This window comes from Rhodospirillales bacterium, assembly GCA_016872535.1.
Taxonomy (GTDB): domain Bacteria; phylum Pseudomonadota; class Alphaproteobacteria; order Rhodospirillales; family 2-12-FULL-67-15; genus 2-12-FULL-67-15.
Genome location: VGZQ01000078.1, coordinates 1 through 14,629 on the forward strand (window position 1 = coordinate 1; position 14,629 = coordinate 14,629).

15 protein-coding genes are annotated in these 14,629 nt (G+C 62.9%); 3 read left to right on the plus strand and 12 right to left on the minus strand.

All coding sequences use genetic code 11. The annotated features are described in order from the left end of the window. Both FJ311_13405 and FJ311_13410 read right to left on the minus strand, forming a co-directional pair. Positions 1-531, minus strand: a 531-nt coding sequence (locus tag FJ311_13405; GenBank protein MBM3952433.1) for a hypothetical protein, incomplete at its 3' end; no start/stop codon positions are given. A 246-nt stretch (positions 532-777) separates the two neighbouring features. Beyond that, positions 778-1,878 carry a TRAP transporter substrate-binding protein gene (locus FJ311_13410; protein MBM3952434.1) on the minus strand — a complete coding sequence of 367 codons (1,101 nt, stop codon included), beginning with the start codon at positions 1,876-1,878 and terminating at the stop codon, positions 778-780. A 251-nt stretch (positions 1,879-2,129) separates the two neighbouring features. On the opposite strand from FJ311_13410, the gene FJ311_13415 reads away from it, so the two are divergent. Both FJ311_13415 and FJ311_13420 read left to right on the plus strand, forming a co-directional pair. Continuing rightward, entirely contained in the window at positions 2,130-2,720 is a 591-nt protein-coding gene (locus FJ311_13415) for a carboxymuconolactone decarboxylase family protein (protein MBM3952435.1), read from the plus strand. A 31-nt stretch (positions 2,721-2,751) separates the two neighbouring features. Beyond that, the gene (locus FJ311_13420; protein ID MBM3952436.1) at positions 2,752-3,660 is read left to right on the plus strand and encodes a LysR family transcriptional regulator; all 909 of its coding nucleotides are present in this window, start codon (positions 2,752-2,754) and stop codon (positions 3,658-3,660) included. A gap of 16 nt (positions 3,661-3,676) precedes the next feature. Here FJ311_13420 and FJ311_13425 read toward each other — a convergent pair whose 3' ends face one another. Both FJ311_13425 and FJ311_13430 read right to left on the minus strand, forming a co-directional pair. After that, a complete protein-coding gene (locus tag FJ311_13425; protein ID MBM3952437.1) occupies positions 3,677-5,056 on the minus strand; it encodes a TRAP transporter large permease subunit in 1,380 nt (459 codons plus the stop codon). A gap of 1 nt (position 5,057) precedes the next feature. Next, positions 5,058-5,687, minus strand: a complete 630-nt coding sequence (locus FJ311_13430; GenBank protein ID MBM3952438.1) for a TRAP transporter small permease subunit — start codon at positions 5,685-5,687, stop codon at positions 5,058-5,060. A gap of 254 nt (positions 5,688-5,941) precedes the next feature. Between FJ311_13430 and FJ311_13435 the strand changes: the two genes are divergently transcribed. Next, a complete protein-coding gene (locus tag FJ311_13435) occupies positions 5,942-6,853 on the plus strand; it encodes a DMT family transporter (protein ID MBM3952439.1) in 912 nt (303 codons plus the stop codon). A 27-nt stretch (positions 6,854-6,880) separates the two neighbouring features. Here FJ311_13435 and FJ311_13440 read toward each other — a convergent pair whose 3' ends face one another. From FJ311_13440 to FJ311_13475, 8 genes are all read right to left on the minus strand, one after another. Beyond that, positions 6,881-8,161, minus strand: a complete 1,281-nt coding sequence (locus FJ311_13440) for an aminotransferase class I/II-fold pyridoxal phosphate-dependent enzyme (GenBank protein ID MBM3952440.1) — start codon at positions 8,159-8,161, stop codon at positions 6,881-6,883. 7 nt (positions 8,162-8,168) lie between these two features. Further along, the gene (locus FJ311_13445) at positions 8,169-9,527 is read right to left on the minus strand and encodes an aminotransferase class III-fold pyridoxal phosphate-dependent enzyme (protein MBM3952441.1); all 1,359 of its coding nucleotides are present in this window, start codon (positions 9,525-9,527) and stop codon (positions 8,169-8,171) included. 43 nt (positions 9,528-9,570) lie between these two features. Further along, positions 9,571-10,275 (minus strand): amino acid ABC transporter permease, encoded by a 705-nt coding sequence (locus tag FJ311_13450; protein ID MBM3952442.1) that lies wholly within the window; start codon positions 10,273-10,275, stop codon positions 9,571-9,573. 5 nt (positions 10,276-10,280) lie between these two features. Continuing rightward, positions 10,281-11,003 carry an amino acid ABC transporter permease gene (locus FJ311_13455; protein ID MBM3952443.1) on the minus strand — a complete coding sequence of 241 codons (723 nt, stop codon included), beginning with the start codon at positions 11,001-11,003 and terminating at the stop codon, positions 10,281-10,283. A gap of 68 nt (positions 11,004-11,071) precedes the next feature. Continuing rightward, positions 11,072-11,914: a transporter substrate-binding domain-containing protein gene (locus FJ311_13460; GenBank protein MBM3952444.1), complete on the minus strand. Its 843-nt coding sequence runs from the start codon at positions 11,912-11,914 to the stop codon at positions 11,072-11,074. Between the two features lie 61 nt (positions 11,915-11,975). Next, a complete protein-coding gene (locus tag FJ311_13465) occupies positions 11,976-12,704 on the minus strand; it encodes an amino acid ABC transporter ATP-binding protein (GenBank protein ID MBM3952445.1) in 729 nt (242 codons plus the stop codon). An 8-nt stretch (positions 12,705-12,712) separates the two neighbouring features. Continuing rightward, positions 12,713-14,104: a DUF1446 domain-containing protein gene (locus tag FJ311_13470; GenBank protein ID MBM3952446.1), complete on the minus strand. Its 1,392-nt coding sequence runs from the start codon at positions 14,102-14,104 to the stop codon at positions 12,713-12,715. Further along, positions 14,097-14,480, minus strand: coding sequence for a DUF4387 domain-containing protein (locus FJ311_13475; GenBank protein MBM3952447.1), 384 nt, complete (start codon positions 14,478-14,480; stop codon positions 14,097-14,099). The genes FJ311_13470 and FJ311_13475 overlap by 8 nt, the downstream gene beginning before the upstream one ends. Between the last annotated feature and the right edge of the window lie 149 nt (positions 14,481-14,629).

Below are 14,629 nucleotides of genomic sequence, written 5' to 3' on the forward strand. Positions count from 1 at the left end.
CTTCAGCCGGGCGAGAAACGCGGTTTTTTCCGGCGCGCGCGTGCAATAATGCATCCGCCAGTCGGCCTCCCGAGCCTCGAGCGTCGCGATCATCGCCATCATCGGGGTAACACCGATCCCGCCCGCGATCAGCAGGTGGCGGCTGGCGCCCTCGATAAGAGGAAAATGGTTGCGCGGCATGGATACCGTCCACGTCAGGCCGGGCTTGGCAGTTTCATGCAGGGCCTTCGAGCCGCCGCGTCCCGCGCGTTCGTTCAAGACCGCGATTTCGTAGCGGTGACGATCGACCGGATCACTGCTTAGCGAATACTGGCGGATCAGCCCGTCGGCAATATGAACATCGAGATGAGCGCCGGCCGTGAATGCCGGCAATTCGCTGCCGGACGGATCGACGAGTTCGAGCCGGAGAATGTCATCGGTTTCTCTAATTACCGACTGGACGCGAACGATGAGCGTCGTTATCGGCGAAACGGCGGTCACGGCTTTTTCTTCATCTGTACGGAAATCGACGCGGTTGCCCGACCAGTTCATGATCTTCGTCCATCCATGCCGGATTGGCTTGACCAAAGAGCGGACTTACGCGATCGGCTCAATCCGAAAAACGCATTTATCATAACGAGCGATAAATTCGGGTGTTTGCTGCTCAACAAAACCGACGCGCGAACTGCGCAGAATTTCGGATCGATACTCCGCTTCCGGACGACGCATGCCTCCGACGATAATCCGGCGGCCGGAAAGGCCGGCCGCGTCCGGGAACGCGGCCGGCGATTCGGGCGATCAGCTGGGGAACTTGTACTTCAGCTTCCGGGCCTGGATGAACGAGGCCTCGGTCACGTCGGTGTAGGCGATCTGCTCCGCGCGGACCTTGGCCATGCTCTTGAACACCTTGGCACTGAGTTTGTCCTTCGCGATCAGTTCCGAGATGACTTCGCCGGTGATTTCGCCGAGCTTGGTCAAGACTTCGTCCGACAGATTCTTGATGATGACGCCGTGCTGGTTGATGAATTGCTGCAGGACGGGGCCAGACCGCAACTGGAACTCGCTCAGCATCACGACATTGGTCGAGTTGGCGCATTGCTCGACGATCGCCTTGAGATCTTCCTCAAGGGCGTCCCACTTCTTGGCGTTGACGAAGAGTTCGAGCGAGGTGCCGCTCTCGTGCCAGCCGGGGGTGTAATAGTACTTGGCGTGGCGCCAGAAACCCATCGCCGCCTCGCCGTAGGGGTTGTTCCATTCGACCCAGTCGATCGCGCCCGAGGCCAGCGCCGAGGCGACTTCGGAGCCGGGCAGGTTGACCACGGTGGCGCCGGCGCGCTTCATCACTTCGCCCGGGATGCCGGGAATGCGGATCTTCAACCCCTTCACGTCGGCGAGCGTGTTCACTTCCTTGCGCGACCAGCCGGGATGCTGCACGCCGGTATTGCCGCAAACGAGGAATTTGCAGCCGAGTTGCTCGCGGTAGACTTCGTCCGCGAGTTCCTTGCCGCCGCCGTAGTAGTACCAGGCATTGTATTCCTGCGCCGTGAGGCCGAACGGAAAATTGCTGAGGAATTCGCTCGCCGGCGCTTTCCCTTTCCAATAATAGGGAGCGCCATGCCCCATTTCGACCGTGCCGCTGCCGACCGCGTCGATCGATTCGAACGGAGGCACGATTTCGCCCGAGGCGAACAGTTTGACGGTCAGACGACCGTTCGAGCACTTGGTGACTTGATCGGCGAAATATTGCGCGCCCGTGCCTAGGCCCGGCAGGTTCTTGGGCCAGGTCGTGACCATCCGCCATTCCTTGCGGCCTTGGGAAATGGCTGGCCTCGGGAATGATGCGGCGGCAGCGGCGGCGGCTGTCACGGCGGCCGTTGTCAGAAGTTTTCTGCGATTCATCGGTTCTCTCCCTGAAGTTCGTTGTTGCCGGGTTTCGCCCCGACCTGAAAGTGTGCTTTCCGCGGGGCCATGCGGACGACCGTCACGGACTCATCATTGGCGCCGGATAAGTGCCCTCGCATCGTATTACCCAACGAGTTCAGTATGGTAATTCCAAAGAAAACTTCATAACAAGTGATATTTACCAATGAATTATGATCAAGTAATCTGATGGTTATGAATGAGGTGTCGTTCTAAATCGCCCGCATCAAATGGCCCGCGTCAGTGATATCCCAGAGTCGTCGGTCGCCGAGCCGTTGCGCGATCTCTATCGGAAATTCACCCGCGACTACGGCGATTTCACCAACCAAGTGCGGGTCGTCGCCCATTCGCCCGAGGCGTTTCGGCATCTCTACGGATTGATCGACGACTGGCGCCGCACCGGGACGCTCCCTCGTCGGCTGGTGGAAATTGCGGTGATCACCGCAAGCCGGATCAACCAATGCGCCTATTGCGTCGGCCATCATGGCGCGGCGCTGATCGACCTCGGCATTCCGGCGGAAACGGTCGACAAGATACTCGATCCCGAGCCGCCGGGCCTCGACGCGAAAGAGCGCTTGGTCCGCGACTACGCCCGCTTGGTCACCGAGCGCGCCTGGGGCATCCGCGACGCGGTGTTCGCGGACCTAAAACGCCAATTCACCGACCAACAGATCGTCGAGCTGACCGTGCGCATCGGTATCTGCATTCTGTTCAACAAATTGAACCAGGCGCTCGGCCTCGACATGGAACCAGACGTCGAAGCTGCGGCGCGGGAGCGGCGCATCGGCCTTCCTTCGGCCGGCGACGACCGCACGCGCTGACGGCGACGGCTTTTCGAGCGGACAGATCATCGTGAACATCAAGCAGCTGGAAACGTTCTATTGGGCGGCCAAGCTGGGCAGCTTCACCGCGGCGGCCGAGCGCCTCAATTCGACCCAGTCGACGGTTTCCATGCGTATTCATGATCTCGAGCGGGATCTCGGCGTCGAGTTGTTCGACCGTTCGCAGCGGACGGCGCGCGTCACCCCGCGCGGCCGCGAGTTGATCCGCTATGCCGAGCAGATGATGCATCTTTCGGCCGAAATCCGCGACCGCATCTCGGCGCCGGACACCATACCGGGCACCGTGCGCCTCGGTGTCGTCGAGATGGTCTCGGTTACTTGGCTCCCGGCGCTGATTCGCACTTTGCACGAACGCCATCCCAAGATCGTCCTGGAACTGGACGAGGCGCTGACCGGAGATTTGTACGAACGCCTGCGCGCCGGGCAATTGGACCTGATCCTCGCTCCCGGACGTATTACCGGCTATAACCTGGCGACCCGGTCGCTCGGGTTCGTCGATTTCGCGTGGATGACGAGCCCCTCATTCGACGTACCGAAGGGCCGTCTCGGCCCGGAAGAATTGCAGCGCTTTCCAATTATCGCGCTTTCCCCGCAGTCGGTTCACCATGCCAAAATCGAGGACTCGTTCCGCTCGCGCGGCGCTTATTGCCACCGGCTTTACACTTGCAAGAGCTTTGGCGTGGCCGCGTCGTTGGCCACTGCCGGACTCGGCGTCACCCTGTTGCCCAAGGATCAGTACAAGGACTGGGTTGACGACGGCCGGTTGAGGATTATCGAATCCGATCCGCCGATCGAGCCAGTCGAGTTTACTGCGATTGTCGCTATGACCGGGGTTCAGCCGCTAACCGAATTGATCGCCGAGCTGGCACGCGACGTCAGCACGTTCGACAAATCCCGCAAGCTCGCCGCCGCCGAGTGACCGGCGCGACCCGTGCCTACAGAATCGCCTTCGGCAGCCACGTGACGAGATCGGGATAGTTCCAGACCACGGCCAGAGCTACCAACTGCAGCACCACGAACGGTGCGACGCCGCGATAAATTTCGGTCGTCTTGATGTGGTCGGGTGCGACCCCGCGCATGTAAAATAGCGCCCAGCCGAACGGCGGGGTCAAGAAACTGGTCTGCAGGTTGAGCGCCATCATCACGCCGAGCCAGATCGGGCTGATGTCCGCCACGAACAAGGCGGGGGCGACGATCGGCACGACGATGAAGACGATTTCGATGAAATCGAGCACGAAGCCGAGCAGGAACATCACCAGCATCACGATCAACATGGCGGTGAAAAAGCCGCCGGGCAGGCCAGTCAGAAAATGGTGCACCATCTTGTCGCCGCCGAGCCCGCGAAACGTGAGCGAGAACAGCGAGGCGCCGATCAGGATGCCGAACACCATGGCGCTGATGCGGCATGTGGATCGGGTGACTTCCTCGACGATGCGTAGGGTCAATTGACGCTTGACCAAGGCCAACAGAATGGCGCCGACGCCGCCGAACGACGCCGCTTCGGTCGGCGTGGCGAGGCCGGCCAGGATCGACCCCAGCACGGCGACGACCAAAAACACTGGCGGGATAAGGACCTTCACGACCTGGATCATCAGCTTGCGGATTTCGACGCCTTCCTCATAGAACGCGGGTGCTTGCTTCGGCCGGAAGAACGCGACCAGCAGCAGCCAAGCCACGTACATGCCGCCCAGCATCAGGCCCGGGATCATCGCACCGGCGAACAGATCGACGACACTGAGCGGCTCCACCAAGAAATTGCCCTTGGCGAGTTGGGCCTCGGTGTAGGCCCCGACCAGCGAATCGCCGAGAATCACCAACGCGATTGACGGGGGGATGATCTGGCCCAAGGTGCCCGATGCGCAGATCGTACCGCAGGCGATCTTGGGGTCGTAACCGGCCTTGAGCATGGTCGGCAGGCTGAGCAGCCCCATGGTCACGACCGTGGCGCCGACGATGCCGGTCGAGGCGGCAAGCAGGATACCGACCAGGGTCACCGAAATCGCGAGCCCGCCGCGCACTTTTCCGAAGCACTGGCCCATGGTCGTCAACAGTTCATCGGCGATGCGCGAGCGTTCCAGCATCACGCCCATGAACACGAACAGCGGCACGGCGACCAGGACTTCATTGCTCATCACGCCGAACAGACGCGACGGGATGGCATTGAAGAAGATCATGTCGAAGGCGCCGAGCCAGGCGCCAACCAAGGCGAAGATGACCGCAACACCCGAGAGCGTGAAAGCGACGGGATAGCCGAGCAGCATGGTCGCGCACAGCACGACGAGCAGCAGAATGCTGAGGATCTCGCCGAGCGGCATGTCAGGGCCCCATCTCGCGGTCGTGCGGCGTGGTGTCCGGGTCGGGGCGTCGCACCAGGGCGAAGAGGTTGCGGACCGCGAAGGCGAGGCCCTGCAGAACGAGCAGGACGCAAAACATCAGGATCGCCGTCTTCAGCAGGAAAAGCCCGTGCATGCCGCCCGCCTCGCGCGAGACCTCGAGGCGCTGCCAGGACAACCGCACGTAAGGCCAGGACGACCACCAGATCGCGGCGATGGTCGGCACCAGGAAAAATACGAAACCAAGCAGATTGATCCACGCCTTAGCGCGTTCCGACGCGGTGCGATAGAAAATATCGACGCGAACGTGCCCGTCGTGCAGCAGCGTATACCCGGCGGCCACCAGGAAGATCACGGCGTGCATCCAGACGTAGATTTCCTGGAGCCAAATCCAGCCGACATCGAATCCATAGCGCAGCACCGCGACGGCAAACGTCGTCAGCACCATGGACAGCACCAGCCACGAGGTCCAACGCCCGATGACCTCGTTGATTCGGTCGATCGCGCGAACAAAGGCGGCGAGAAAACCTCCGCTCCGTCGATTGCCGCTCTGCTGATTCAAAATCCGTCCCCCGACGACCCGTGCGTGCGCCTGGCGCCGACGGGCTTCCATCTTATTTCAGTATGCTTCCGGAATCACCCGACAATCGGTACCGAGCTCCCTTACCGGATCGCCTGTACCCGGACAGGGGATATACCATGATGCGACAGAGCGCGAACAACAATCCAATTTTTCCGATCAGAAACGTACGAATTTTCCGCTATTATCGCGACATTGCCCGGCTCGCGCCGGGGTGCTTGCCTCCCTCAAGCGTCGCTCCTTTCCTGTCACTTGCCCGATCGATGCCTTATCCCGATCTCTGAGTCATGGGCCTTCGCTTTCGATCCTGGTATGCGTCCGAGATTGGCGGCAATCTCGGCCGAGGACTCTCGTTGATGGTGGTGTCCGGCATTGCCGCCGTCCTCACCAATGCCGGCATTCATCACATCGCGACCGAACTGCATCCGTTCGTCGTCACCTTTTTCCGAAATCTGATCGGCGTCGTCTTTCTGCTTCCTCTCCTTGTGCGTGCCGGAATCGCCGGTCTCAAGCCCAACCGGCCGGGGTTGCAACTGGCGCGCGGGTTGTTGCAGGCGGTATCGGCGTTCCTATTTGTCGCCGGCCTCGCCCTCGCGCCGCTCGCCAAGGTGACCGCGCTCAATTTTACCGCACCGTTGTTCGCTTCGGTGCTCGCGGTCGCTTTTTTGGGCGAAACCGTTCGCCTACGGCGGACCGTCGCCTTGGCCGTCGGATTTTCCGGAATGCTCGTCGTGTTGCGGCCTTGGGAGATCGCCCTCGACCTCGGCTCGACCTATATCCTGCTGTCCGCGTTCCTGTGGGCAATCGGCATGATCGTCGTCAAAATCTTGATGCGCAGTGAGTCGAGCCTGACAACAACGATCTTGACGTCCGTGATCAGCACGCCGTTCGTGTTCGTCGGCGCGTTGCTGTTCTGGCAAACCCCAACGCCGGAGCAGCTCCTTTGGCTGGCCGGGATTGGTTTCGCCTATGCCATCAGCTCGCTCGCGTTCGCAGAGGCCTTGAAGCAGGCCGATCTGACCGCCCTGATGCCGCTCGATTTCCTGAAATTGATCTGGGCGGCGATCCTCGGTTTCGTCATCTTCGCCGAAGTGCCGGAAACCGCCACTTGGATTGGCGGCGCGCTGATCTTCGCGGCAGCAACCTACATCGCTTATCGCGAGCGCGTCGCGCGCACCGCCGCGCCGCCGCCCACCTAAACGTCGTTTCGTAATACGAACCGGCTTTTAGCCAAGCAGCGTCGCGCGCACCCGTTCGGGGTCGTCGAGCGCGGCCGTGGTCGCCTCAATCGCCATGTTCCAGGCATCGATGACGCCGCGTTCGCCCAAGCGCGCGCCATCCGGATAGGTCATCAGACGGAAGGTGCAGGAAGCCCCCGGCATGCCCACCGCCGGGATCGTGACCGCCCCCATGCGCTCGAGAATGGTCATCGAACCGAACGCTACCGCTTCGATCGGCACCAGCGAGGTTCGCTCGCACCCGGCGCGGGCGAGCGCGATACCGAGGTAGTCTTCGCCGCCGACCGCGACCCCGGCTCCGGCAAGATAGCCGAGACCATGAGTGGCGTTGCCGAGCGCGGCGAGAATCCGTTTCGCCGACTCGCCCGCTTCCCGCACCGGCCGGGGGTCGAACGCTTCCACCGCCCGATAACCGGCGATGATCTGGCCGAGCTGGGCCTCGACCCCGAGCCCGAGTGCCCGCGCCTTGATCCGCTTGATCAGGTCGCGATTGCCTGCAACCAAGCCGGAGCGCGGCCCGCCCATGTGTTTGTCGAGCGACCACACCGTGACGTCCGGCGCGGGATCGATCGCCAGCGCCGCCGGTTCGTCGTAGAGCGCGAGGCGCGAGGCCATGTGGGCATCGTCGAGCAGAACCAACGCCCCCCGCGCCCGGGCCGCCCCGATCGCGCGGGTCAGATCGGCGAGCGGCAAATGGTGCTTGGAGGGTGAAATTGTCGTGATGACGACCAAGCTGGGCGCCGGATCGCGACCGAGCGCCTCGGCGAACGCGTCAATCCCAACCGCTTCCTCGAATTCGGCGCGCGCGAGCGTGACGCCCTGCTTGACCGAGGGATGCGAGCGATCGCGCGCGACCAGGGACAACACCCGCTCGCCCGGCTTGAGCAGCGCCAGCATGATGGCGAGCATGGCGGCGGTGATCCGCGTCGCCAGGAACCCGTCATGGGTTTCACGGCGGCCACCCAGATGCTCGATCGCCAGGGCCTCGAACTCGCCGCGCGAGCGCGCGATGAAGTGGACGTAGGACCGCATCGCGTCGCCGTCGCCCGGGGCGAAGGGAAAGGCCCGGATCAACCCGGTCAGATTATAGACGCCGTCGTCGCCGTACCGGGCGTAACGGTCGCGAATGATGCCGTAGGCCCGCGCCTGGCGCAGCGATTCGGCGACCTCGTCGGTGATGACCGCGCCGCGCGCGTAGCCGACCGTGGGGTCGAGCGGATGACCGAACCGATCGCACTTGTTACCGCCGACCATATGCGCCGTACCCATCACACGATCACTCGGCCGCCCGCGCGACGGGGCGCGTGGCGCGCCCGCCTTGCCGCACGGCCTTGAAGGCGTCCCGAATGATCGACATCGCCCGGTCGATGTCCTTTTCGGCCGTGGTCATGGGCGGAACGAGGCGGATCACGTTCAGCGCCTTGCCGGTGCCGCGAATTTGGAAGATCAACCCGCGATCGAGGCAGAAGCGCGCGAGCGCGGCGGTTTCCTCGTTGGCCGGAGTCTTGGTCCTGCGGTCCTTGACCAGCTCGATCCCGAGCAGGCAGCCGTGCCCGCGCACGTCGCCGATCCACTCGAATTCCTTGGCCATGTCCGAAAAGGCCTTTTTGATCCGGCGTTCAATGCGGGCCGCCTTGGCGGGGATTTTCTCCTCGACCACGATCCGCAGGCTCTCCTCGCCGGTCGCGCAGGGCAGCGGATCGGTCGCGTGCGAGCGGGTCGCGAAGTAGCCGTTGGCGACCGCGCGCGCGGCGATGTCCGCCGTGGTGCACACGGCGCTGATCGGAAGCCCGCCGCCAAAGTGCTTGGAGATTGTGATAATATCGGGCACGAATCCGGCTTCGTGCTGAAAGCCGAACAGTTTGCCAGTCTTGCCGAGGCCGGTTTGCGATTCGTCGGCGATCATCAGCATGCCGCGCTTGCGGCATTCCTCGCGCATCGCCTTGAAGAACCCAGGCGGCGGCACGATCACCCCGCCCGCGCTCAGGATCGGTTCGCCGATGAATGCCGCCGGCCGCGACGTGAAATTGGCGTCGGCTAAATCCATGCTCGTCTTCAGGCATTGAAACTGGCACTTGGGAAACGTCATGCCGACCGGGCAACGGTAGCAATAGGGCGCCAGCACCGCCGTCGTCGCCGGCGCGACGATGGTGTGCTTCTGCCGGCTCCAGGTGAACGACAGCGACCGGGTCAGATACGACGTCGAGCCGTGCAGGCCGGCGTGCATGCCGATCACGTCGAGGCCACCGGTCGCCTTGCGCGCGAGATCGACCGCCGCCTCGATCGCATCGCTGCCGCTGACCAGGAACAGGGACTTCTGCAACGGCCTGGGCAACAGCTTGCCCAGGGTTTCGTGCAGCTTGAGGCGCTCGACGTTGAGCATGGTGTTGGAGGCGTGAAGCAGCGTTTTAATCGTCTTTTGAATACGGGCGATGATGCGCGGATGCTGGTGCCCGAGCGCGGCGCCCATCTGTCCCGACTGGAAATCGAGATATTTCTTTCCGTCGACATCGACCACGGTGGAGCCGCGGGACTCGGCGAGGATCGGGCGATCCTCGATTCCCCCCATGTAGCTGGTCTTGACGGTCGGAAACATCCATTGTTCGACGATCCGGCGGGCTTGGTTGCGATTCATGTTTGATCTCCGTTAGAGCCGTTGAGCGTTCGCGGATCCCGATTCAGACGCGCAGGAACAGGCGGTTGAAGCGGGACCGGTTTTCCAGCAATCGGGTCGCCGACGAGATGCCCCGGTTGACCACGAAATAAATCATCAGCAGGGTCAGGTAAACCTCGATCGGTGCGGTCATCAGCCGGGCGCCGATCTGCTTGCCGATTTCGGTCAATTCGGCGAGCCCGATCAGGAACGCGAGCGAGGTGTTCTTGATCGAAACCACGTAGCGCCCGCCGAGCGCCGGCAGCATGTTGAAGAACGCCTGCGGCAGGACCACCCACAATTGGGTTTCGAACGGACCCATGCCGAGGGCGCGCGCGGCCTCCAACTGACCCGACGCGACCGCACGAATGCCGCCGCGAATGATCTCGGCAAGATATGCGCCGGTGAACAGGGTTAGCGCCACCAGCACGCTCGTGAACTTGGACGTATTGAGGCCGAATGCGGGCGGCACGAAATACGCCCAGAATACCAGGATCAAGAGCGGCACGTTGCGGAACGCCTGGATGTAGAGCATCGCCGGCACCCAAAGGGCCGGGCGGGCGGAGCTGCGCATCACGCCGAGGATCGCGCCGAGCAGGGTCGATAAGAATATGGAAAGCACGCCGAGGGTAAGCGTGAGCAGCAATCCGCCCCATTCGCCCCGGTTGAACAAATCGCCAACCAGCAACCGCTCCCAGTTCGCCGCCGTCCACACACGATCCCAATGCATGGCGGCTACTCGCTGGTGATGGTCGCGGTCGCGGCGCGGCGCGACAAGTGGCGCGAAAGGAAGGTATTCGCAGCCTTGCCGATCCCTGCCAGCACTAAACACAAGATGAAGTAAATGACGGTCACCGCCGCGAGCGCCTCGATCCCGCGAAACAGGAAATTGTCGATGTGCTTGTACTGGTAGGTCAGTTCGGTGACGCCGATGGCCATCGCCAGCGACGTGTTCTTGGTCAACGCCGTCGCTTCGTTGATCAGCGGCGGAATCACCACGCGCAGCGCCTGCGGTAGGATGACGCGGCCGAGGGCCTGCGGCAACGATAGGCTCAAGGCACGCGCCGCTTCGTATTGACCCTTGGGAATCGAGTTCAGCCCGGCGCGGATCACCTCGGCGATGAAGGCGCCATGATACATGGAAAGCGCGACCACCGCCGCGCCGAATTCATAACCGATGTCGCGCAGCTCGCGGAACATCCACTCCGGCAGAATGTAGGACGTCGAAAAATACCAAAAGAGAATTTGCACCACCGGCGGGGTGTTGCGCGCGAATTCGACGTAGAACCAGCAAATCGGTTCCGTGAGACGAAAGCCGAGCCAGCGGACGATGCCGAAGAGCAAGCCGACCAGAAACGCCCAGAACAGCGACCACGCCGCCAACTCGAGAGTGACCGCCAATCCCTTAAGCACCAGCAGGCCGGGATCACCCCACAGAATGGTCCAATCGAGCTTCATACCGGCGCCCGCATCGGTACACCGGACGACGCGCGACCGCCCGGGTTACGTCCCGAAAGATCTCCGACTTATTCGTCCCATACCGGAATCTTGAAGTCGTCGAAATCGGCGAGCGTCATCTTGAGTTTCGAATCCTTGCCGAGCCATTTGTCGAACGCCCGCTGCCATGTGCCGTCCAACCATTGATCCTGCAGCAGGAAATTGAGCGCATCGCGCGACTTCGAATCGTTCTCGCGGAGCGCGATCGCATAATAGCCGCCGCTGTAAAACGCCTTGCTGCCGAGCAGCTCGTATTTCTCCGGGCTGGGCGAGCCGGCGCGCAACCCCGCCAGCAGGATGTTGTCGGTGGCGACGGCGTCCACGGTGCCACGTTCGAGCGCGAAGAACGCTTCCGGCCAATTCTGGAACGTCTGCATGATGGCCTTCGGCTGAACCTGGGGCACCTTCTTGACCGCACCGGCCCCGGCGTCGGCGCCAACCCGCTTGCCGGCCATATCCGCCATCGACGCAATTCCGCTCCCCTTCTTCACCAAAAGGGTCTGCGGCGTATAAAGGTACGGGATCGTGAAATCGACTACCCGGTCGCGCGCCCGATAATGGCTAACCGTGGCGATGATCAGGTCGATGCGCTTCTGTTGCAGAAGCTGCACGCGGTTCGACGCCTTGACCGGCTCATATTCGACCTTGACGCCGAGGCGTCGGGCCAAGTCGTTGAGTAGGTCGATCTCGAAGCCGTCGTATCGGCCCTTATCATCGACGAAACCGAGATACGGCGCGTCGTTCTTGACGCCCGCGCGCAGGACGCCGCGCTCCTTGACCTCGTCGATCATCGCCTTGTCCGCCGCGATCGCGGCCGAACCGGGCGCCATGAGCAACCCCGCCAACGCGCCCAACATCCAAGTTTTCTTCATGACATCCCCCTGGTTTCTCCCACTGAACGAACCTTAATTCCGCACCTCCGCCCGGCGAAAGTCAATGGGATAGGATCTTGCCGATGAAACGGCGGGTCCGTTCGTTCCGCGGATTGGAAAAAAACCCGGCCGGGTCGGCGGCCTCGACCACCTGGCCCTCGTCCATGAAGACGATGCGGTCGGCGACTTCGCGGGCGAAGCCCATTTCGTGGGTCACGACGATCATGGTCATTCCGTCGCGCGCGAGCGTCCGCATGACGTCGAGAACCTCGTTGATCATCTCGGGATCGAGCGCCGAGGTCGGTTCGTCGAACAACATGACCTCCGGCTCCATGCACAAGGCGCGCGCGATGGCGACCCGCTGCTGCTGTCCGCCGGAAAGGGTATCGGGATAGGAATCGATCTTTTCGGCGATGCCGACCCGCTCCAGCAGACGGCGGGCGCGCGCGACCGCCTCGTCGCGGGGAACCTTGCGCACCAAACCCGGCGCCAGGGTCAGGTTCTGAAGGATAGTCAGGTGCGGGAACAAATTGAAAGATTGGAACACCATGCCGACCTTGGGACTGAGGCGCCGGGTCGGCGACGGCGTCCGATCGACCGCCTGCCCGTCGATGCGGATTTCCCCGCCGTCGATGTGTTCGAGCCCGTTGATACAGCGAAGCAGCGTGCTTTTGCCCGAACCACTCGGCCCGCACACCACCACCACCTCGCCCGCCCGAATCGCGAGTGAAATCCCGTTCAGCACCTTGAGCGGGCCGAAGCGTTTCTCGACGTTAATGAGTTCAATCAACGCCTCGGTCATGACTCGAACATCTCGGTTTTGAAGATTGCGCGGCTATCGGCAACGGGCATCGCGTGATACATGGAAAATTCGTACACGGCTCCAGCATCGAAGACCGCAGGCGAGAGCGTTACGGCGACGTTTCCGGCGGTAGTGGTGCGGCCAGGATAACGCCAGAATCCGATGCGGGTAAATAGATCGTAGGCGACGTCGTGCGCGAGGGCTTGGTTGTCGGCGACCACGTCGGCGAACAGTCCGATTTCGTGGCCCGCACCTTCCGGTTCGGCGTCGCGCAGCACCGCGTTCCGGCCGTAGTGATGCCAGTGAATGCGGAAGCGCCCCATCGGCCCGAACACCGCCTGCTCGATCCGGTCCACGTCGGCGAGAATCCCATCGATCGCGGCAATCATGCGCGGCGTGCGAATCGCGAACGGAAATATCGAGCGAAAGCCGATCCGGCGCACGCCTTCGAACAGGATAGAATGCGGCTCGGCCACGAACCGCGTCCCGGAAATCCGGGTCGTGTTCGCATCGACGCGCTCGTAGCGGGCGGCGCTCCGGTCCACCGTGCCTTCCGGCACCTTGATCCGGTCAAGACTGGTGCGTTCGTAGGCGCTGTGCATCAGGCAGGATTCCGGCGTGCACGCCATGCTCGCCAACCCCGGCTTCAACTCGAATGATTCGTTCGTGATGCGGCCGACGATCGGAATACGGTTGCGCCCCATGGCGCGAAGCGTCGGCGTGATTTCCTCGGCGCAAGTCTCGGCGCACTCCATGATATCGCCCATGTGGTAGGCGAGCCCGAGGTCGACGCCGCGCGAGACCGGGAATGCGGCGATCACGGCGGCATCCACCGCCCGGCCCGCGACGATTACGTCCGCACCCGCACGCAAGGCGTCGATCATCGGTCCGACTCCCATCAGGCCGACGATGACGTCGCTTGCCTTCACTGCCTCGACCGACAACGGCGCGCCGTCCGGAACCCGCTCGGCGCCCTCGATGAACCCGTCCTTGGCGCGGCCGAGCAGGAACGCGGGCGGGACATCCGAATAGATCGCAGCCAAGCGAAATTGGTGGCGGTGCGTGCGCGCGACCCGGCGAATGACGTCGAGCGTCCGGTCCACGTGCGCGCGCGCGCCGGAACCGCCGGCGCTGCCGATGATAACCGGGATTCGGCGCGGCACCGCCTCGGCGAGGATGGTCTCGATGTCCCACTCGATATGGCTGAGCGGGCTGTGTTCCCGCCCCGCGCCCAGATACCATGGACCGCAGTCGATCGATCCCGCATCGACCGCGATCGCATCCGGCTTGGTTTCGGCAACCACGGCCGCGAACGTCGCACGATCGATGCCCCGGTTGCCGATACAGCCGGTCGGGGTGACGACAGTGATCGCCGTGGCGTCACTCATGGCCCAGCACCGCGCGAACGAGGCGCGCCAAGGGCTCTTCCTGATTCATGCCGTAGCAATCGGAATCCCCCGGATGGCCCGCCGGCCGATCCCGGACCAGCGAAACCTTGAAGGCGTTCAGCGCTTCGATCGCTTCGGTTGAGATCACGTCGGTGACCGGCCGACCATAGGCGCGGGCAACGTCATCGGGGCGCACGCGCGCGGCGAACGTGCGAAAATCCGTCGGATCGCGAAACACCACGTCAAGGGTCAAGGCATACGGCCCGGCGTTCTTGCTGCGCAGAACCTTGATCCGGTCCGGCGGCGCGGGCAGGTGCATCGGCATCGCGAGCCTCTCAGAACCCGGTTTCGGTAAGGCGCAAGATTCCGGCGACATCGTGCCCGGCCAATCCGAGTTTTTCGAGCGTATGCCCTTCGGCGAAGAAGTCGCGATCGTAGAGTGCCGACGTGATGCGGATCAGGCTTTCTGTGACCGGCATGGCGATGCCGGCCGCCTGGCCGAGCGCATGATAAAAGACCAGCGCG